The organism is Blautia sp. XA-2221 (assembly GCF_028767025.1).
Taxonomy (GTDB): domain Bacteria; phylum Bacillota; class Clostridia; order Lachnospirales; family Lachnospiraceae; genus Blautia_A.
Genome location: NZ_JAJQXX010000015.1, coordinates 1 through 19,611, shown reverse-complemented (window position 1 = coordinate 19,611; position 19,611 = coordinate 1). Strand labels below are relative to the sequence as shown.

15 protein-coding genes, 1 tRNA gene and 1 rRNA gene are annotated in these 19,611 nt (G+C 41.9%); 15 read left to right on the top strand and 2 right to left on the bottom strand.

Going from position 1 to position 19,611, the window contains the following annotated elements; genetic code table 11:
- Positions 1-29 precede the first annotated feature (29 nt).
- The 13 genes from LU279_RS11625 to LU279_RS11565 all read left to right on the top strand — a co-directional run bounded on the left by LU279_RS11625 (position 30) and on the right by LU279_RS11565 (position 16,257).
- Positions 30-788, top strand: coding sequence for a copper homeostasis protein CutC (locus LU279_RS11625; protein ID WP_274422669.1), 759 nt, complete (start codon positions 30-32; stop codon positions 786-788).
- Between the two features lie 45 nt (positions 789-833).
- Positions 834-3,329 (top strand): transglutaminase domain-containing protein, encoded by a 2,496-nt coding sequence (locus tag LU279_RS11620; RefSeq protein WP_274422668.1) that lies wholly within the window; start codon positions 834-836, stop codon positions 3,327-3,329.
- A 53-nt stretch (positions 3,330-3,382) separates the two neighbouring features.
- Positions 3,383-4,114, top strand: coding sequence for a glucosamine-6-phosphate deaminase (nagB, locus tag LU279_RS11615; RefSeq protein ID WP_022067013.1), 732 nt, complete (start codon positions 3,383-3,385; stop codon positions 4,112-4,114).
- Positions 4,115-4,227: 113 nt separating this feature from the next.
- Entirely contained in the window at positions 4,228-5,709 is a 1,482-nt protein-coding gene (locus tag LU279_RS11610) for an aminotransferase class I/II-fold pyridoxal phosphate-dependent enzyme (protein ID WP_274422667.1), read from the top strand.
- Positions 5,709-6,296 (top strand): guanylate kinase, encoded by a 588-nt coding sequence (locus LU279_RS11605; protein WP_274422666.1) that lies wholly within the window; start codon positions 5,709-5,711, stop codon positions 6,294-6,296. Before LU279_RS11610 ends, LU279_RS11605 begins: the two co-directional genes overlap by 1 nt.
- Before the next feature lie 81 nt (positions 6,297-6,377).
- The gene (locus tag LU279_RS11600; RefSeq protein ID WP_274422665.1) at positions 6,378-7,367 is read left to right on the top strand and encodes a DNA polymerase III subunit; all 990 of its coding nucleotides are present in this window, start codon (positions 6,378-6,380) and stop codon (positions 7,365-7,367) included.
- 1 nt (position 7,368) lies between these two features.
- A complete protein-coding gene (locus tag LU279_RS11595; protein ID WP_274422664.1) occupies positions 7,369-8,271 on the top strand; it encodes a PSP1 domain-containing protein in 903 nt (300 codons plus the stop codon).
- The gene (locus tag LU279_RS11590; RefSeq protein ID WP_274422663.1) at positions 8,261-9,016 is read left to right on the top strand and encodes a tRNA1(Val) (adenine(37)-N6)-methyltransferase; all 756 of its coding nucleotides are present in this window, start codon (positions 8,261-8,263) and stop codon (positions 9,014-9,016) included. The genes LU279_RS11595 and LU279_RS11590 overlap by 11 nt, the downstream gene beginning before the upstream one ends.
- 141 nt (positions 9,017-9,157) lie before the next feature.
- Positions 9,158-10,003 (top strand): 16S rRNA (cytidine(1402)-2'-O)-methyltransferase, encoded by an 846-nt coding sequence (rsmI, locus tag LU279_RS11585; RefSeq protein WP_274422662.1) that lies wholly within the window; start codon positions 9,158-9,160, stop codon positions 10,001-10,003.
- Between the two features lie 350 nt (positions 10,004-10,353).
- Positions 10,354-12,279 (top strand): DNA topoisomerase (ATP-hydrolyzing) subunit B, encoded by a 1,926-nt coding sequence (gene gyrB / locus LU279_RS11580; RefSeq protein WP_274422661.1) that lies wholly within the window; start codon positions 10,354-10,356, stop codon positions 12,277-12,279.
- Between the two features lie 11 nt (positions 12,280-12,290).
- The gene (gene gyrA, locus LU279_RS11575) at positions 12,291-14,828 is read left to right on the top strand and encodes a DNA gyrase subunit A (RefSeq protein WP_274422660.1); all 2,538 of its coding nucleotides are present in this window, start codon (positions 12,291-12,293) and stop codon (positions 14,826-14,828) included.
- A 17-nt stretch (positions 14,829-14,845) separates the two neighbouring features.
- Complete coding sequence (locus LU279_RS11570) at positions 14,846-15,508, top strand: hypothetical protein (protein ID WP_274422659.1); 663 nt, start codon at positions 14,846-14,848, stop codon at positions 15,506-15,508.
- A 29-nt stretch (positions 15,509-15,537) separates the two neighbouring features.
- Positions 15,538-16,257 carry a lysophospholipid acyltransferase family protein gene (locus LU279_RS11565; protein WP_274422658.1) on the top strand — a complete coding sequence of 240 codons (720 nt, stop codon included), beginning with the start codon at positions 15,538-15,540 and terminating at the stop codon, positions 16,255-16,257.
- Positions 16,258-16,278: 21 nt separating this feature from the next.
- On the opposite strand, the gene LU279_RS11560 is transcribed toward LU279_RS11565, so the two are convergent.
- Both LU279_RS11560 and LU279_RS11555 read right to left on the bottom strand, forming a co-directional pair.
- A complete protein-coding gene (locus LU279_RS11560) occupies positions 16,279-16,989 on the bottom strand; it encodes a glycosyltransferase family 2 protein (protein WP_274422657.1) in 711 nt (236 codons plus the stop codon).
- A gap of 23 nt (positions 16,990-17,012) precedes the next feature.
- The gene (locus tag LU279_RS11555) at positions 17,013-18,563 is read right to left on the bottom strand and encodes a hypothetical protein (protein WP_274422656.1); all 1,551 of its coding nucleotides are present in this window, start codon (positions 18,561-18,563) and stop codon (positions 17,013-17,015) included.
- A gap of 321 nt (positions 18,564-18,884) precedes the next feature.
- Between LU279_RS11555 and LU279_RS11550 the strand changes: the two genes are divergently transcribed.
- A tRNA-Ser gene (locus tag LU279_RS11550) sits at positions 18,885-18,972 on the top strand.
- Between the two features lie 343 nt (positions 18,973-19,315).
- Positions 19,316-19,611 (top strand): 16S ribosomal RNA (locus LU279_RS11545); the annotation flags it as partial.

Sequence of the window (19,611 nt, the reverse complement as noted above, 5' to 3'; positions counted from 1 at the left end):
CCTGCAAAAACGGGCAATAAGGAGGATATATGACTGATTTTATTTTAGAAGCATGTGTAGATTCAGTGGAGTCTGCGCTGGCAGCAGCAAAAGGCGGCGCAGACCGGCTGGAACTGTGCGGCAGTCTGGTCATCGGAGGAACAACTCCAAATCCGTGGCTGTTTCAGGAAATCCGGAAGCATACAGATATCAGGATCCATGCTCTGATCCGTCCGAGATTTGGTGATTTCTGCTACACAGATGAAGAATTTGTTCTGATCCGTGAGGCGGTGAAAGAATTTCGCAGACTTGGCGCAGAGGGAGTTGTTGTTGGTATCCTGAATCCTGACGGAACTCTGAATATGGAACAGATGAAGCTTCTGATGGAGGATGCAGAGGGAATGTCTGTAACTCTTCACAGAGCCTTTGATGTGTGCGCTGATCCATACGAAACAATGGAGCAGGCAATTTCTCTTGGAATTGATACAATTCTTACATCAGGACAGAAAAATATCTGTACTGCCGGAGCGGATCTTCTCAAGGGACTGGTAGAGAAAAGCGCCGGAAGGATCACCATTCAGGTTGGAAGCGGCGTGAATGCGGATGTGATCAGGGAGCTTTATCCGAAAACAGGAGCAACAGCATTCCATATGTCCGGAAAAGTTACTTTGGACAGTGAAATGGAATATCGCAGACAGGGAGTTAATATGGGACTTCCGTCTCTCAGCGAGTATGAAATCTGGAGAACTGATGAAGAGGCTGTACGCAGAGCCAGACAGGTGCTTGACGGATTCTGCGGCAGAAATTGAAATATACCTGTATGTCTGTGAGATACCGGACAGGAAAGGGACAATATGAGTGAATTTCTGAAAGAAAACCGGGAGAGAATTCTGGAAGGTTATAAAAAAATAAAAGAGCAGTTTCCTGGTGTGTTTGAGGAAACAGATAAACAAATAGAGAAGCAGGAGCCGGAAACGGCTCTTGCTTTGAAATATCTTTATATGACAATGCCCTGCAGCGATATGGGCAATTATTCTTTTAAGGTATTTCTTGATTATGCAGAAAACAGTGTAAGACTGTGGAAAGAAGCTGAGGGTGTCAGAGCTCTTCCGGAAGATATTTTCCTGAATTATGTTCTGTATCACAGAGTAAATGAAGAAGAGATCGCGCCCTGCAGAGAATTATTCCATAATGAGATCAGAAGCTTTATGGAAGAGAATAAAAAGCTTTCTCTTATGGATGGATGCAGCAGAAAAGATTTTGCCATTGAGGTAAATTACTGGTGCGCGCAGGAAGCTACTTATCACTGCACAGACGACAGAACTCTTTCTGCTCTTACTGTTTACAGAAGAGGAAACGGACGCTGTGGCGAGGAATCTGTATTTACAGTAAATGCCATGCGCAGCGTGGGCATTCCGGCTCGCCAGGTATATGCGCCAAAGTGGTCTCACTGTGATGACAATCACGCCTGGGTAGAAATCTGGAACGATGGAACATGGTATTTTCTTGGAGCCTGTGAGCCTCTTCCGATTCTGAATAAGGGATGGTTTACCAATGCTTCTTCAAGAGCAATGATGGTTCATTCACGCTGGTTTGATTCAGCCTCCGCTGATGAGGAAACCATTGGAAAAGACGGAATGGTAACAATGTTCAATGAGCTTTCACGGTATGCAGAAGTAACAGAATTTACAGTGGAAGTATGTGATAGAGATGGAGAGCCGGTTCAGGGTGCAGAGGTATCCTTCCAGGTACTGAACTATGCGGAATTATCTCCTGTTGCAGAAGGAGTTACTGATAAAGCCGGAAAATGCAGGTTTACAACCGGTCTGGGAAGTCTGGCGGTACAGGTTTCCTGTGGCCAGTTCTGTGAATGTGTATTTGCTGATACAAGAGAACAGAAAGAAATCAAAGTTACTCTGGGAGAAAATTCCAGACAGGAAAATATCTGGAAAGAAATTGATATGATCGCTCCGGTGGACACTCCGGTAAATACAGATATGCCTACACCGGAACAGACGGCGGAGGGAAATATCCGTCTGGAAAAAGCGTCTGCAAAAAGAATAGCAAAGACAGAAAACTGGACAAATCCTGAATGTGAAAAATTCCTTCAGAATGTGTCTGAGTCAGACTGCGAGGAAAGTACCCTGAGAGCAGAGCTTCTTGAAGCTCTCACAGAAAAAGACAGAACGGACTGTGTGGCAGAGGTTCTGGAAGAGCATCTTACCTGGGCAGCGCCGTATGAGGAAAATCTGGAACATTCTGTTTTTGTGAATTATGTTCTGAATCCGAGAGTAGATGATGAAGTTCTGATGAAATACAGAGCTGATGTGGAAGCAGCGTTTTCTGATGAAGAAAAACATGGTTTCCGTGAAAATCCTGCAACAATCTGGACAGCTGTTGACAAAAAGATCATTTCTCTTCCGGAACAGGAAAGAGCAAGTGTGATCACCACACCTTCCGGCTGTCTGAAAATGGGAGTGGGAAGCACTCTCTCAAAGAAAATTCTTTTTGTTGCAATTGCAAGGACACTGGGTATTCCGGCAAGACTGAATCCGGAAGATCGTTCCATGGAATACAGGAAAGACGGGAAATTTATTCCGGTTCTCCCGGAGGCAGAAAAAAGCTGTAGCCTTGCGCTGAAATCAGGGGATGGAACTGTATGGAAATACTTCCAGAACTGGACAATGGCAAAACTGGAAAACGGAAAATATGTTTCCCTGCGTCTGGGAGGTCTTACATGGAAGGATGATCTTCTGAATGCAGATCTGGAACCGGGAGAGTACAGGATCATTACATCCAATCGTCTGCCAAACGGAAATATGTTTGCTTATGTATATTATTTTTCAATGGCAGCAGGAGAGAAGAAAGAGATTTCTCTTGTTCTCAGACAGGCAGATCTGGAAGATATGCTCGAAAATATTGAGCTTCCTGAATTTGAGCTGCGCAAGGATGAAGCCGGCACAGAAAAAGTAAGGGCATCTGAACTTACTGCGGAAGGCAAACATATTCTTATGTTCCTGGAAGAGAGCAGAGAGCCTACAGAGCATATTCTGAATGAAATGATGGAACAGCCGGAAGCTTTCAAAAAAATCTGCTCCGGTATTATGTTTGTAGTGCAGAGTGAATCAGCGCTTCAGGATCTGACCGTGAAAAAGGCGCTTGCCATGTTCCCTGAAATCCAGGTTTATTATGACTGTTTTGCAGACCATATTGAGCTTCTTGGAAGAAGAATGTATGTGGATCATGAAAAACTTCCGCTTATTATTGTAACTTCCGGAAAAATGAATGGAATTTTTGCCACAAGCGGTTATAATGTAGGTACAGGGGATATGCTTCTCAGACTGATGTAGAAGCTGTCCTGAACATATCAATCATTTTATCCTAAAAAAGGGGGACCTTTGAAATGAAATTTTATTGTGGAGAAGACTACAAGGCAATGAGCCGCATCGCAGCAAACATTATTTCTGCACAGATCATTATGAAGCCGGACTGCGTTCTTGGACTGGCTACAGGATCTTCACCGGAAGGAACTTATGCTCAGCTTGTAGAATGGTACAAAAAAGGAGATCTGGATTTCTCACAGGTTACAAGTGTAAACCTTGACGAGTACAGAGGACTTTCCGGAGATAATGACCAGAGCTACCGTTACTTTATGAATACTCATCTGTTCGATCATGTGAATATTGACAAGAGCAGAACTTTTGTGCCTAACGGACTGGAGCCGGACAGCGAAAAAGCATGCCGCGAGTATGACGCTGTTGTAGAAGCTACAGGCGGTGTTGACCTTCAGCTTCTTGGCATCGGACATAACGGACATATTGGTTTTAACGAGCCTGCAAAAGAATTCTGCAAGAATACCCAGTGCGTGGATCTGACAGAGAGCACGATCGAGGCAAACAAGAGATTCTTTGAGAAGGAAGAGGACGTTCCACGTCAGGCTTACACCATGGGAATCGGAACTATTATGCGTGCAAAGAAAATCCTTCTTGTGGCGTCAGGTGAAGGCAAAGCAGACATTATTGCAAAAGCATTTACAGGCCCGATCACACCAGAGGTTCCTGCTTCCATTCTTCAGCTTCACAATGATGTGACAGTTGTATGCGATAAAGCAGCAATGAGCAAGATTAAATTATAAATATTTCATAAAAATTATAAAGAAAGAACTGGCATGATGACATCTGTCTGAAGGTAGAGTATAATGGGAACACTTATTACTTTACTGAATCTGCTGTAAGGAAAGGGAGATAAATGGACAGATTATATAAAAAACTGGAAGCGTATGGAAAATCAGATTTCTATCCCTTCCACATGCCGGGACATAAGAGAAATCCCCTGTCTGTGGCAGGGGATTTTCCTGTGCAACAGGATATTACGGAAATCAACGGATTTGATAATCTTCATCATCCGGAAACAATTTTAAAAGAAGCACAGGAAAACGCCGCCCGGCTTTATCAGGTACAGGAGAGCTTTTTCTGTATTAACGGAAGTACCGGAGCAATTCTGGCGGCAGTGTCTGCTGCTGTAAAAAAAAGCGGTCATATCCTGCTGGCAAGGAACTGTCACAAAGCTGTTTATCATGCAGCTTATCTTCGTGATCTGAAGGTTTCCTATATTTATCCACATGAGGACACAGAATTGGGGATAAACGGAGGAATTTCTCCGCTGCGTGTGGAAAGATGCCTTGATGAAAATCCGGATATTGAAGCAGTTCTTCTGACTTCGCCTACTTATGATGGAATTGTATCTGATATAAAAAAAATTGCAGAGATTACTCACAGCCATAACATTCCTCTGATCGTAGATGAAGCCCATGGAGCGCATTTTTACTTTTCTGATTATTTTCCTGTGTCGGCAGCAGAGCTTGGGGCGGATATTGTAATCCACAGCCTTCATAAGACTTTGCCTTCAATGACTCAGACTGCGCTTCTTCACAGGTGCAGCGACAGGGTGGACAGAGATCTTCTGGTAAGATTTCTTGGAATGTATCAGACCAGCAGCCCTTCGTATGTTCTTATGGCATCTATGGATGCCTGTATATATAAAATGGAGCAGGACGGACACAGGATGTTTGCAGAATATACGAAGAATCTGGAAAGAGCCAGGCAGAGGCTCCGGAAAGGTTCCTGTATCAGGCTTGTGGAGCCTGGAGATGCGTCTATGAATGTATTTGATGCAGACAGATCCAAAATCATCCTTTCTACAGTCCACAGTACCATGAACGGAAGACAGCTTGCAGAAATTCTGCGCCAGGAATTCCATTTGGAAATAGAAATGGAAGCAGAAAATTATGTGATCGCCCTGACTTCTGTTGGCGATACAGAAGAAGGATTTGACAGACTGTGCAGAGCAGTTGAAGAAATTGACAGGCGGGAATCGTTAGAATACAGTAAGGAAGATGTTAAAAAAGAAAAGTGCAGATGTGCGGAACTGAATTCTCTTATGAGAATTTCATGCGCTATGGATGCTTTAAGCGAAAGATGTACTCTGGAGGAAAGCATTGGAAAAATATCTGTGGAGTTTGCATATTTGTATCCTCCGGGAATCCCTCTTGTTGTTCCCGGAGAGCAGATTACCGGACTTCTCATAAAAAATATGAAAAGATATCTGGAACAGGGGCTGGAACTTCAGGGACTCAGCGATATGTCGGATCATACGATTCTTGTTCTTGCCAGAGATACAAGAGAGAGATCTCAAAAAAAATCTGAGGGAAAGGTTAAAACACAGGAATAATGGGAAAGATTTTTTATATTATGGGAAAGAGCGCTTCCGGCAAGGACAGGATTTACTCCATTCTTTCCAAAGAGGAGAGCCTTGGTCTGAAAAGACTGGTGCTTTATACCACCCGTCCCATACGGGCAGGAGAAGAAAACGGCAGAGAATATTATTTTACAGATGAAAATAAACTGGAGGAATTTAGAAAAAACAACAGGCTGATCGAATCAAGAGCTTACAATACGGTACACGGAGTCTGGACGTATTTTACTGCGGATGACGGACAGATCAATCCACAGGGTGCAGACTATCTGGGAATCGGGACGCTGGAATCCTATGAAAAAATGAAAGAATATTACGGGGAAGAAACAGTTTGCCCCATATATATCCAGGTGGAAGACGGAGAGCGACTGCAGAGAGCGCTTCTCAGGGAAAGACAGCAGGAAAATCCCAGATATGCAGAGCTGTGCCGCAGATTTCTGGCAGATCAGGAGGATTTTTCGGAGGAAAATATTCTTGCAGCAGGCATCCGCCTTCGGTTCGAAAATGATGATCTGGATAATTGTGTCGGAAATATTATAAAATATATAAAATCTATGACATAAGCAAAAACACTTTTTATTAACAGACAAAATATGATATAATGTGATTCATCAGGATAAAGACGAAAAGTGAGGTGATTCTGAATGGCTGGTTTTAACAATATTATTGGACATGAAGAAATTATCAGGCATTTAAAGAATGCAATGAAAACAGGGAAAGTTTCCCATTCTTATATTTTTACCGGAAGACCCGGATCAGGAAAAAAACTTCTTGCAACGACTTATGCGATGACGCTTCAGTGCGAGGAGGGCGGAACAGAACCCTGCCAGAAATGCGATTCATGCAAAAAGGCTATAGGCAAGAATCATCCCGATATCATCATGGTAAATCATGAAAAACCGGGAACGATCAGTATTGATGAGATCAGGGAACAGGTAATTTATGACGTAGCGGTGAAACCATACTGTAGTCCTCATAAAATTTATATTATTCCGGATGCGGAGCTTATGACAGTACAGGCCCAGAACGCTCTTCTAAAGACGATTGAAGAGCCGCCAGAATATGCGGTGATCATGCTGCTTACAAGCAATGCAGACGCAATGCTGCCGACCATTCAGTCCCGTTGTGTCCGACTGGATCTGAAAGTTGTGGATGACAGCCTTGTAAAAAAATATTTGATGGAACGCCTTCATGTACCGGACTATCAGGCTGAGATTGATGCAAGTTTTGCTCAGGGAAGTATAGGAAAAGCAAAAGAAGCAGCGACCTCGGAAGAATTTTCTAATATTACACAAAATGCTCTGAAAATCCTGAAAAATGCAAATTCCATGGAGGTTTATGAGCTTGCGGATGAAATTAAACTTTTGTCCGGCGAAAAACAAAGTATCGATGATTATCTGGATATTTTCCAGTTCTGGTTCAGGGATGTCCTGATGTTTAAGGCAACCAGAGAGATTGATAATCTGGTATTTAAGCAGGAAATTAATTATATCAAGGAACAGGCCAGTCAGCGCTCCTATGAGAATCTGGAAAAAATCCTGGAGGCACTGGAAAAAACAAAAGTACGCCTTCGTGCCAACGTAAACTTTGAGCTTGCGCTGGAGCTGTTGTTCCTGACGATCAGGGAGAGATAGAATGACAAAAGTAGTAGGAATCAGATTCCGTAATGTCGGAAAAATATATTATTTTAATCCAAAAGAATACAAAATGAAAATCGGCGATCATGTGATCGTTGAAACTGCAAGAGGCGTAGAGTACGGACGGGTAGTGCTTGGACCAAAGGAAGTGGGAGAGGATGAGGTGATCCACCCACTGAAAGAAGTCCTTCGTGTGGCAACCCAGGAAGACGAAGAGAGAGAGCAGCAGAATCGCCAGAAAGAAAAAGAAGCGTTTAAAATCTGCCAGAAGAAAATCAGAGAGCATGGTCTGGAAATGAAACTGATCGACGCAGAATATACGTTTGATAACAATAAAGTTCTGTTTTACTTTACTGCGGACGGAAGAATTGATTTCCGCCAGCTTGTAAAAGATCTTGCGGCTATTTTTAAAACAAGAATCGAACTTCGTCAGATCGGCGTCCGTGATGAAACAAAAATCCTTGGAGGAATCGGAATCTGCGGAAGATGTCTGTGCTGTCATACGTATCTTTCGGAGTTTGCTCCGGTATCTATCAAGATGGCAAAAGAGCAGAATCTTTCTCTGAATCAGACAAAGATTTCCGGAGTATGCGGAAGACTGATGTGCTGTCTGAAGAATGAACAGGAAACCTATGAGGAGCTGAACAAAAAGCTTCCGGGAACAGGAGATACAGTAACATTGCCCGATGGTCTTCAGGGAACCGTTCACAGCGTCAATGTGCTGAGACAGCTGGTGAAAGTAATCGTTGAAGTCAATGATGAAAAAGAGATTCAGGAGTATCCGGTAGAAGAATTAAAATTCCGTCCCAGAAAGAAAAAAGTAAAGATTTCCGAAAAAGAAATGAAAGAACTGGAACGGCTGGAAGATAAAGAAGGAGATTCCAAATCTCATGGAAAATAATCTGCGGGACAATCTGGTAAAGCCGGGAGAACGTGTGGATGATCTCCAAAATGGATATTATGTGATTCAGAATCCTGAGAAATTCTGTTTTGGAATGGACGCAGTTCTGCTATCCGGCTTTGCAAAAATAAAAAAAGATGAGCGTGTTCTGGATATGGGAACCGGCACAGGGATCATTCCTGTTCTTCTGAAGTCAAAGACGCCGGGTGGGCATTTTACCGGACTGGAGATACAGGAGGAATGTGCTGAATTGGCGCAGAGAAGCGTAGCTTATAACGGTCTGGAACAGGACATTGATATTGTCTGCGGTGATATTAAAGAGGCTGCTGAAATTTTTGGAGCAGCTTCTTTTCATGCAGTAACAAGCAACCCTCCGTATATGATCGGACAGCACGGGCTGCAGAATCCCTATATGGCAAAAGCAATTGCCAGACACGAGATTCTTTGTACTCTGGAAGATGTGGTCAGCCAGACCGCAAAAGTTTTAAAGGACAGAGGCCGTTTTTACATGGTGCACCGTCCATTTCGACTGGTGGAAATTTTTCAGGTGCTTACCAGGTATAAGCTGGAACCAAAAAGAATGCAGCTTGTTTATCCATTTAAAGACCGGGAACCGAATATGGTTCTTATTGAGGCTTTAAAAGGCGGAAATTCAAGAATTACAGTGGAAAAACCGCTGATCGTTTATGAGAAGCCAGGTGTATACACAGAAGAAATACTGGAAATCTACGGATCCGGAGTGTAAGTATAGATTTCAGATTCCGGCAGGAAGAGGAACAAAAAACAGGCTTTGTATAGCTGATGATATTTATTAAAAGGATAAAACAGTTTTTTAAATTTCAGTATCTGTAAATAAAATCTTAAACTACAAGGAGCGGAGAATATTATGAGCGGGAAATTATATTTATGTGCGACCCCAATCGGAAATCTGGAGGATATTACGCTCAGAGTTCTCCGGACTTTAAAGGAAGTGGATCTGATCGCTGCGGAAGATACCAGAAACAGCATCAAGCTTCTTAATCACTTTGACATAAAAACTCCCATGACCAGTTATCATGAATATAACAAAATCGAAAAGGCGTATACTCTGATAGAAAAAATGCAGAGTGGAATGAATATTGCTCTTATTACAGACGCAGGAACTCCCGGAATCTCAGACCCGGGAGAAGAACTTGCGGCCATGTGCTACGAGGCCGGAATAGAAGTAACTTCACTTCCGGGACCTGCTGCCTGTATTACAGCTCTTACATTGTCCGGACTTCCTACAAGAAGATTTGCATTCGAAGCATTTCTTCCCATGGACAAAAAAGAGCGAAGAGAGGTGCTTCAGGAGCTTGTGAATGAAACAAGAACCATTATTATTTATGAAGCGCCTCACAAGCTGGTAAAGACCTTGAAAGATCTGACAGAAACCCTTGGAAACAGAAGAATGACACTTTGCAGGGAGTTGACTAAAAAGCATGAAACTGCTTTTCGTACAACCATAGATGAACTGATCACCTATTATGAGAATGAAAAACCTCTTGGAGAGTGCGTGCTTATTATTGAGGGCAAAAGCCGCCAGGAACTGAAAGAAGAGGCAGCAGCCTCCTGGGAGGAGATTTCCATAGAAGAGCATATGGAGATTTATGAAAGTAAGGGGCTTTCCCGGAAAGATGCCATGAAGCAGGTGGCAAAGGACAGGGGAGTAAGCAAGAGAGATGTGTATCAGTATCTGGTGAATGTTTTATAATGCTGATATAAAAAGAGCTATGTCTTATGGAATTGAAACTAAATATGCTGGGATTATTTCCCGGCGTATTTGTGAAGATATCCATTATAAGGCATAGCTTTTTATTTACAGAGAACTAAAAAGTTTTCATTACAGATAGCTTGCTATATAGGAAATCAGATACTTGTTTGCCATAAAAAACATCTACTGATTGAAAGAGTCCTTCATTTTCGGTATTTTGTTTAAATTTAATGGAAAGCACCCCCGTTTTGTGTTATAATAAATTGGTATTACTATGTCTATTTATCAGTGGGTGCAGGATTTCTGTATGCCTGTTGATGCCATAAATATAGAATGACAGGAGGACGCAAATGGGCGGAGAGAATACAGAGTACGGAGCGGATCAGATTCAGATTCTGGAAGGGCTGGAAGCTGTAAGAAAAAGACCGGGAATGTACATTGGAAGTACGTCGAGCAGGGGCCTGCATCATCTTGTATATGAAATCGTGGATAATGCGGTGGATGAAGCGCTGGCAGGATTTTGTACGGAAATCCAGGTGACGATCAATCCTGATAATTCAATTACAGTTGTAGATAACGGAAGAGGCATTCCTGTAGGAATCAACCATAAAGCGGGAATTCCTGCAGTTGAGGTGGTATTTACAATCCTTCATGCAGGCGGCAAATTCGGCGGTGGAGGATATAAGGTTTCAGGAGGACTTCACGGAGTTGGAGCATCTGTTGTAAACGCTTTGTCTGAGTGGCTTGAGGTTTCTATTTTCAAAGAGGGAAAAGAATATAAGCAGAGATATGAAAGAGGACATACCATGTATCCTCTGAAGGTTGTAGGGGATTGTGCGCCTGAATATACAGGGACAACTGTAACCTTTTTACCTGATAAAGAAATTTTTGAAGAAACAGTTTATGATTACGATATTCTCAAGCAGCGTCTTCGTGAGATGGCTTTTCTTACAAAGGGGCTGAAAATTGTTCTCAGAGATGACAGAGAAGATTCCAAAAAGGAAAAGGTTTTTCATTATGAGGGTGGAATCCGGGAATTTGTCACATATCTGAACAGAAGCAGAGAAGCGCTTTATCCGGAGGTTGTTTACTGTGAGGGCGAGAAAGACGGCGTTGTGGTAGAGGTTGCCATGCAGCACAATGATTCCTACACAGAGAATACCTATGGCTTTGTAAATAATATCAATACTCCGGAGGGCGGAACCCATATCGTGGGCTTCCGTAATGCTCTGACAAAGACATTTAATGATTATGCCCGCAAAAACAAGCTTCTGAAAGACAGCGAGCCAAACTTAAGCGGAGATGATATCCGTGAGGGAATGACTGCTATTGTAAGTGTTAAAATCGAGGAACCTCAGTTTGAGGGACAGACGAAGCAGAAACTGGGCAACAGTGAGGCCAGAGGCGCCGTTGATTCTATTGTCAGCAAACAGCTGGAAATTTTCCTGGAGCAGAATCCGACTGTGGCAAAAGCAACAGTGGAGAAGTCTGTTCTTGCTCAGAGAGCCCGTGAGGCAGCCAGAAAGGCCAGAGATCTTACCAGAAGAAAATCAGCTCTTGACGGTATGGCTCTGCCCGGCAAGCTGGCAGACTGTTCGGATAAAGATCCCAAAAACTGTGAGATCTATATCGTAGAGGGAGATTCTGCGGGCGGTTCTGCAAAAACAGCAAGAAACCGTGCAACACAGGCAATCCTTCCACTTCGAGGAAAAATTCTTAATGTTGAGAAAGCCCGTTTGGACAAAATTTACGGCAATAAAGAGATTAAGGCTATGATCACAGCCTTTGGAACAGGAATCCATGAAGATTTTGATATCAGTAAGCTCCGTTATCATAAAATCATCATTATGACAGATGCGGATGTGGATGGCGCGCATATTGCAACGCTTCTTCTTACGTTCCTGTATCGTTTTATGCCTGAGCTTATCAAACAGGGATATGTTTATCTGGCGCAGCCGCCTCTTTATAAAATAGAAAAAAATAAAAAGGTATGGTATGCCTATGATGATGCGGAACTGAACCGTATTCTAGAGGAAATAGGCCGCGACAATAATAATAAGATCCAGCGATACAAAGGTCTTGGAGAAATGGATGCAGACCAGCTTTGGGAAACAACTATGGATCCCGAAAAGAGAGTTCTTCTGAGAGTGACAATGGATGAATCCGCAACCTCAGAGATCGATCTTACTTTTACAACTCTGATGGGAGATAAAGTAGAGCCAAGACGTGAATTTATCGAAGAGAACGCAAGATTTGTAGAAAATCTGGATATCTAGGAGAATAAAAAATGGAAGACAATATTTTTGATAAAGTGCATGAGGTGGATCTGCAGAAGACCATGGAAAAATCTTATATAGATTATGCCATGAGTGTAATCGCCTCAAGAGCGCTGCCGGATGTCCGGGACGGACTGAAACCGGTACAGAGACGAGTTCTGTATTCAATGATAGAGCTGAATAACGGTCCTGACAAGCCGCATCGTAAGTGTGCGCGTATTGTCGGTGATACCATGGGTAAATATCACCCTCATGGAGATAGCTCTATTTACGGCGCTCTGGTAAATATGGCGCAGGACTGGTCAACCCGATATCCTCTGGTTGACGGACATGGAAACTTTGGTTCTGTGGATGGCGACGGCGCAGCCGCCATGCGATACACGGAGGCCCGTCTGAGCAAGATTTCCATGGAGATGCTGGCAGACATTAATAAAAACACAGTTGATTTCCAGCCGAACTTTGATGAAACAGAAAGGGAGCCGGTAGTGCTTCCGTCCCGTTATCCCAATCTTTTGGTAAACGGAACTTCAGGAATTGCCGTAGGTATGGCAACGAATATTCCTCCCCACAATCTCAGGGAGGTTATTCAGGCTGTGGTAAAGATCATTGATAATATTATTGAGGAACAGCGTGACACAACTATTGAAGAGATTCTGGAAATCGTAAAAGGGCCGGATTTTCCTACAGGAGCAACAATTCTCGGAACAAGAGGGATCGAGGAGGCTTATCGTACAGGACGTGGCAAAATCCGTGTCCGTGCAGTGACAAATATTGAAACTCTTCCTAACGGAAAGTCCCGTATTATTGTCACAGAGCTTCCGTATCTGGTAAACAAGGCCCGCCTGATCGAAAAGATCGCAGAGCTTGTCCGTGACAAAAAAATTGACGGAATTACAGACCTGAACGACCATTCCAGCCGTGAGGGAATGCGTATCTGTATAGATCTGCGCAAAGATGCCAATGCCAATGTAGTTCTGAATCAGCTGTATAAGCATACCCAGCTTCAGGATACCTTTGGAGTGATCATGCTCTGCCTTGTTTCAACCAATGGAAGCCTTGAACCAAAGGTTCTTAATCTTCATGATATGCTGAAGTATTATCTTGCTCATCAGGAGGATGTTGTAACAAGAAGAACTCAGTATGATCTGAATAAGGCGCAGGAAAGAGCTCATATCTTAGAGGGTCTTCTGAAAGCCCTTGATAATATTGATGAAGTGATTCGGATCATCCGTGGTTCCAGAAGTGTTCAGATCGCCAGACAGGAGCTGATGGACCGCTTTGAGCTGACAGACGTACAGGCTCAGGCTATTGTTGATATGCGTCTTCGTGCTCTTACCGGTCTGGAAAGAGAAAAACTGGAAACAGAATATGCAGAATTAATGGAAAAAATCCGTAAATTAAAAGCAATTCTTGAAGACAGAAATCTCCTTCTCCGTGTGATCCGTGAGGAAATGCTGGAGATTTCCGATAAATATGGTGATGACAGAAGAACCTCCATTGGCTTTGATGCCTTTGATATTTCCATGGAGGATATGATCCCGCGGGAAAATACCGTGATCACTATGACAAAATTGGGTTATATCAAGCGTATGACAGTAGATAATTTCCGCAGCCAGAACAGAGGCGGCAAGGGAATTAAGGGAATGCAGACCATTGATGATGACTACATTGAAGAACTGATGATGACTACCACTCATCATTATGTGATGTTCTTTACCAATACAGGCCGTGTTTATCGTCTGAAGGCTTATGAAATTCCGGAGGCCGGCAGAACTGCAAGAGGTACGGCGATTATCAATCTTCTCCAGCTTATGCCGGGAGAGCGGATCACTGCGGTTATTCCTATCAATACATTTGAAGAGGACCAGTATCTGATGATGGCTACCCGTAAGGGACTTGTGAAGAAAACTCCGATCCGTGACTATGCAAATGTACGCAAGATCGGTCTTGCAGCGATTTCCCTTCGTGATGATGACGAGCTTATAGAGGTAAAGGTAACAAACAACAAAAAAGATATCATTCTTGTTACCAAGGATGGTCAGTGTATTCGATTTAAAGAAACAGATGTGAGAACCACAGGCCGTGTTTCCATGGGCGTAAGAGGAATCAATCTTATGGACGGTGATGAGGTCGTTGGCATGCAGCTGAATTCTCAGGGATATTACCTGCTGGTGGTATCTGAGAACGGTATGGGAAAACGTACCTCTATCAGTGAATTTACCTGTCAGAACAGAGGTGGTAAAGGTGTAAAATGCTATAAGATCACTGAAAAGACAGGAAACGTTATTGGAGCAAAAGCTGTTAATGAAGAAAATGAGATTATGATGATCACAACAGAGGGTATTATTATCCGTCTGCAGTGTTCTGATATTTCTATTCTCGGAAGAATCACATCAGGAGTAAAGCTTATTAATCTTTCTGACGGTGTGACAGTGGCAAGTTTTGCAAAAGTCAGAGAAAAGGAAGAAGAAAAAATTCTGGATAAAGCAGATAGCGGACAGCCGGAATCAGATGACACGGAAAACCAGGAGACAGGTACAGAGGAATAAAGAGGTAAAGAAAGATTATGGTACAACAGGTAAAGTCTTCTAAAAACAAAAAACGCAGACCTGCAGGCAAAAATACCAGAAACAGGAAATATTCAGCTTCTTCCAGAAGAAAGAAAACAAATAATATAAAGATGATTGCAGGGGCCGCAGTGCTGGCGGTCCTGGTGATCGTTCTTGTTTTTGCGGTAAAAAGCTGCGGTGTCAGCAATAAATCACCTGAGAAGGTGGTAAAAACTCTGGTAAAATCCTATGTGGACGGAGATGAGCGTAAGATTAAAAAATGCTATGGGGTTAAAAAAGCAGATAAAAATCTTGAAAAAGAAATCTCTGCCACGATTAAATATTTTAAAGTACACAAGCCAAAAAAAGTAAAAATAAATGCCTGTGATACAATTTACCAAAATGGCAAGAATGCTTATGTCTATATCACATACAGTCTGATTCTGGAGGATGGACAGTCCTATCCCTGCATCAGTACCTATATGACACAGCAGAACGAAAAGGGCAAGTACAACATTCTTGCGCCATCTGATATTACAGACGATATGAAAAAAGAAGCGGCTTCCAGATATGCATCATTTATGGAAACAGATCCTTATAAGGAATATGTAACAGCATATGACACTTTTTCAAAAAAGAATCCTGGATATGAGGAAAAACTGGCTACAAAACTTAACTGATATTTCTGTAGTGGAGGAAAGCTGTTTAAATGAAAAGAATTATAATGATGGTGCTGCGTAATCTGCCATTTATCCCAATGGCCTGGTTTAAGCTGTGCTGGTATGCATCTCATGTAGATAATTACACAGAGGGGGAGCGGTATGCTCTTCTTAAAATGATTGACAGACGTGCAAATAAAGGCGGAAATATTACCATTGACGCACATGGAGTGGAAAACATTCCTGAGGAAAACGGATTTATTTTTTATCCCAATCATCAGGGGTTGTATGATGTTCTTGCGATCATGGCGCCCTGTCCGGTTCCCTTTTCTGTTGTTGCCAAAAAAGAAGTAGGGCAGGTTCCGTTTTTAAAACAGGTTTTTGCCTGCATGAAAGCGTTTTTGATCGACAGAGAGGATATCAGGCAGTCCATGCAGGTAATTATTAATGTGACCAAAGAAGTAAAAAAGGGTCGTAATTATCTGATCTTTCCGGAAGGAACAAGAAGTAAGCAGGGCAATCATCCTCAGGAGTTTAAAGGAGGGAGCTTTAAGGCCGCAATGAAGGCAAAATGCCCTATTATTCCGGTTGCTCTGATAGATTCCTATAAATCCTTTGACACAGGATCTGCGGCGCCTATCACCGTTCAGGTGCATTTTCTGAAGCCGATGGAATACGAAGAATATAAGGATATGAAATCAACAGAAATTGCAGCAGAAGTAAGACGAAGAATAGAAGAAACAATAAAAGCAAACGGCGGATGGGATTGACCCACCGCCGTTTGTGGTATATTAAAGTTCTTTTTTTAGTTTTCGGAAATCTCCGAGAGCGTTCCAGCCGATTTTTATTATTTTTTTTATGTTAATAGAATTTACTCCTCCCTGTCTGGGCTTAAAAGAAATTTCCCGGAAACATAAATTTTCATGATAATATGCAAAATATGTGGTCATCATGATATTGGGGAGATTATAGTTTTTGGGAAGCTTTTTAATATATTTTTTTACCAGTCCGGATTTCATAAGCCGGAAGGGAGCGTTTGCGTCAGGAACTTTTACACCAAAAATAATCCGAAGCAGTAAACAGACCGTGCTTTCCACAAATTTGCGTGCTTTTCCGTCACCTCTGACTGTTCGTTTGCCGATTATTGCATCGTAATCTTTTCTCAGATTCCAGAATTCTTCAAATTCACCGGGATCTGTCTGACCATCCGCATCAGTCTGAAAAATATAGTCGGCACCCATTTCCGCTGCATAATTGTATCCGTAAAGAACAGAAGAACCGTGTCCTCCGTTTTTCTTTGTAAGAGGTTTTAACAGAGGCATGGATTCTGAAAGTCTGCATAGAATCTTCCAGGTGTTGTCCGTGCTTCCGTCGTTGACAACGACTATTTTTGAGGCTCCGCATCCGTTATGTTTCTCGATAATGGGATACCATTGCCGGATTGTTTTTTCAATGTTGGCCTCTTCGTTATAGGCAGGAATTACAATATATAATTTATCCATAAATAGATAGCTCCTTTGTGATTTTATATATGGTTCTGTTTTATATACATCTGGATTTGATTTTGTTCATATACCATTTGGTAGTTTTCAGACAGGTAATGAAGGATTTCCCTGTTTTTTACGCCGAAGGGGAAAATCCGCTTTTTTTCGGCATTCTGGTAAGAAAGAATGATAATATCGTTTTTTCCACTTAGTATAGATTTTGCCTGAGCATTTACCGCATCCGGAAAGGTCTGGTAGCTGATTGCAGGTATGTAAAAAAACTTATCCTCCGGAATTACATTAAATTTATTATAAAACATAGATTTGTTATTTACTGTAAGCACTGTTTTTCTGTCAGAATAGCGCTTGTGATAAATTTTTGCCATGTTATCTGCGGTCTGCGAAAACTTCGGTATGTTTGTAAGAGAAAAAAGTTTTACAGGTATCTGAAAACTGATACAGACTGTAAGAGTAAACAAACATACAGTAAGAAGCTTTCTGTAACGAATCAGTTTCTCTGAAAATAAGGCGACCTTTTCTGTTAAATATAAAACAGCGGGCAAAAGAAATGGAATCAGATATTCATAATAATGTCCATAATTTCTGCCAGACATGGAAACAGAAAACACAGAGAGCAGCAGAGCTGCGGCGTACATTGCGCGGAAACTTTGTGTAAGCTGTTTGGATCTGATAACAATCATCAGAGATATGATACAGCCCAGAAGAACCCAGAGAGTTTTTATATTTGTAAAAAGCTGTAAAAAATCTTCCGCAGGGGAACCGCTTGAGGAATATTGCAGATTAAAAAATAAAGACTGCTGTATCATCGGTTCCAGGCTGTGTGTGTTCAGGCAATAAATAATGATCGGCAAAATTCCTGTACATACTCCAAGACTTCCGGAAACTGCATTAAGGAGAATGGACTTATACTTTTTGTGGAAAAGCAGTCTGATTAAAAGTATGATGGCAATTCCGCCCCACATTGCAGCCATATTGATTCGAAGCCCCAGTGTAATTCCCGCGCATATTCCATGAAAGAACATGAAAAGCGGAGGATGGTCAATGATCTTTTTCTTATAATATTTGACAATAAGAAAAACAGACAGAAACTGAAAAGTCAGTCCATAGGTTTCAACGAAATTGCCGCCCTGATATGTAATGAAATTCAGGGTAAGTAAAAGCATGACACCCACAGAGAGGGCTTTACATATTTCAGAAATCCGATCACCTGAAATTAAGTCTGTAATTTTAAACAAAAGAATCACATTTATAATCATAAATGTACATTCAATAATAAAAAGCCCCACTGTTGTTTTGGAACTGAGGCAGGCGCCAAGATAATTAAAGAAATAGATGTACCATCCCTTATGATCAAAAAGATCGCGATATGGGACTTTACCTGACAGCATACTGCGTCCTATTGCAAAAAAGACAGAACTGTCTGTCCCCATATTGTTGATAACGGGAGAGGAGCCTGCGCTGAAAAGCATAACGCATATGGTATAAAGTATTCCGATCAGATAACGGGAGGAATGTTTAAAAAAAGAATTTCTTTTTAAGCAAAAAGAATTCGGTGCAAGTTGTTTGACCATAATAAAACCTCATATAAATAACTGCATCAGTAACAAAAGCAATAAGATAAATATTATATCAGAAAGGCATTAATGCGAAAGTAGTAAATAATGATTCTGTATGGGTATATTTTACCACAGGAAAAGAGAAAAGAGGAAACAAATTACTACAATGTTGAATAAAAGTAAAGAGTAGAATAAAAGCCTCAAATAAAAAATACAAAATAATTCAAAATTTTATAAAAAACAGGTTGACAATATGAAATACCTTCTGTATAATCAATAATGCATTTCAGATATGAATGCCTTCAAATTGCATAAGAAATTATGAATTCGGAGTCTGGAGAAGTACTCAAGAGGCCGAAGAGGTGCCCCTGCTAAGGGTATAGGTCGGGTAACCGGCGCGAGGGTTCAAATCCCTCCTTCTCCGTTTTGTTTTTTGAAGAAAATAAAAACTTCAAAAAATTAAAAAAACTTGTTGACAACCGCTTGAAGATGTGGTAAAGTAAACAAGCTGTCAGCGAGAGAGCGAATTACTTAAAAGAACGTCAAAAAAGTTTGAAAAAACTTGAAAAAAGTTCTTGACAAACCAAAAGAGATGTGATAAAGTAAATGAGCTGTCTGAGAGACAGAAAACAAAGAACCTTGATAACTAAACAGTGAGACACATACGATTCTCGAAAATTCTTTACATTTTATTTTTAAGAACGGTTCGATGAACCAACAACAGTAAAACGAGAGATAGCTAGTAGTTATCTTGAGTGGAAAAAACTTTTACAGAGAGTTTGATCCTGGCTCAGGATGAACGCTGGCGGCGTGCTTAACACATGCAAGTCGAACGGGGAACAATTTAAAGAAGCTTCGGCAGATTTAGCTTGTTCCTAGTGGCGGACGGGTGAGTAACGCGTGGGTAACCTGCCTCACACTGGGGGATAACAGTCAGAAATGACTGCTAATACCGCATAAGCGCACAGAGCCGCATGGCTCAGTGTGAAAAACTCCGGTGGTGTGAGATGGACCCGCGTTGGATTAGCCAGTTGGCAGGGTAACGGCCTACCAAAGCGACGAT

Bases quoted from the DNA above. Each gene is read 5' to 3' on its own strand.
- LU279_RS11625 (WP_274422669.1), top strand. From the start codon at position 30: ATGACTGATTTTATTTTAGAAGCATGTGTAGATTCAGTGGAGTCTGCG.
- LU279_RS11620 (WP_274422668.1), top strand. From the start codon at position 834: ATGAGTGAATTTCTGAAAGAAAACCGGGAGAGAATTCTGGAAGGTTAT.
- nagB (WP_022067013.1), top strand. From the start codon at position 3,383: ATGAAATTTTATTGTGGAGAAGACTACAAGGCAATGAGCCGCATCGCA.
- LU279_RS11610 (WP_274422667.1), top strand. From the start codon at position 4,228: ATGGACAGATTATATAAAAAACTGGAAGCGTATGGAAAATCAGATTTC.
- LU279_RS11605 (WP_274422666.1), top strand. From the start codon at position 5,709: ATGGGAAAGATTTTTTATATTATGGGAAAGAGCGCTTCCGGCAAGGAC.
- LU279_RS11600 (WP_274422665.1), top strand. From the start codon at position 6,378: ATGGCTGGTTTTAACAATATTATTGGACATGAAGAAATTATCAGGCAT.
- LU279_RS11595 (WP_274422664.1), top strand. From the start codon at position 7,369: ATGACAAAAGTAGTAGGAATCAGATTCCGTAATGTCGGAAAAATATAT.
- LU279_RS11590 (WP_274422663.1), top strand. From the start codon at position 8,261: ATGGAAAATAATCTGCGGGACAATCTGGTAAAGCCGGGAGAACGTGTG.
- rsmI (WP_274422662.1), top strand. From the start codon at position 9,158: ATGAGCGGGAAATTATATTTATGTGCGACCCCAATCGGAAATCTGGAG.
- gyrB (WP_274422661.1), top strand. From the start codon at position 10,354: ATGGGCGGAGAGAATACAGAGTACGGAGCGGATCAGATTCAGATTCTG.
- gyrA (WP_274422660.1), top strand. From the start codon at position 12,291: ATGGAAGACAATATTTTTGATAAAGTGCATGAGGTGGATCTGCAGAAG.
- LU279_RS11570 (WP_274422659.1), top strand. From the start codon at position 14,846: ATGGTACAACAGGTAAAGTCTTCTAAAAACAAAAAACGCAGACCTGCA.
- LU279_RS11565 (WP_274422658.1), top strand. From the start codon at position 15,538: ATGAAAAGAATTATAATGATGGTGCTGCGTAATCTGCCATTTATCCCA.
- LU279_RS11560 (WP_274422657.1), bottom strand. From the start codon at position 16,989: ATGGATAAATTATATATTGTAATTCCTGCCTATAACGAAGAGGCCAAC.
- LU279_RS11555 (WP_274422656.1), bottom strand. From the start codon at position 18,563: ATGGTCAAACAACTTGCACCGAATTCTTTTTGCTTAAAAAGAAATTCT.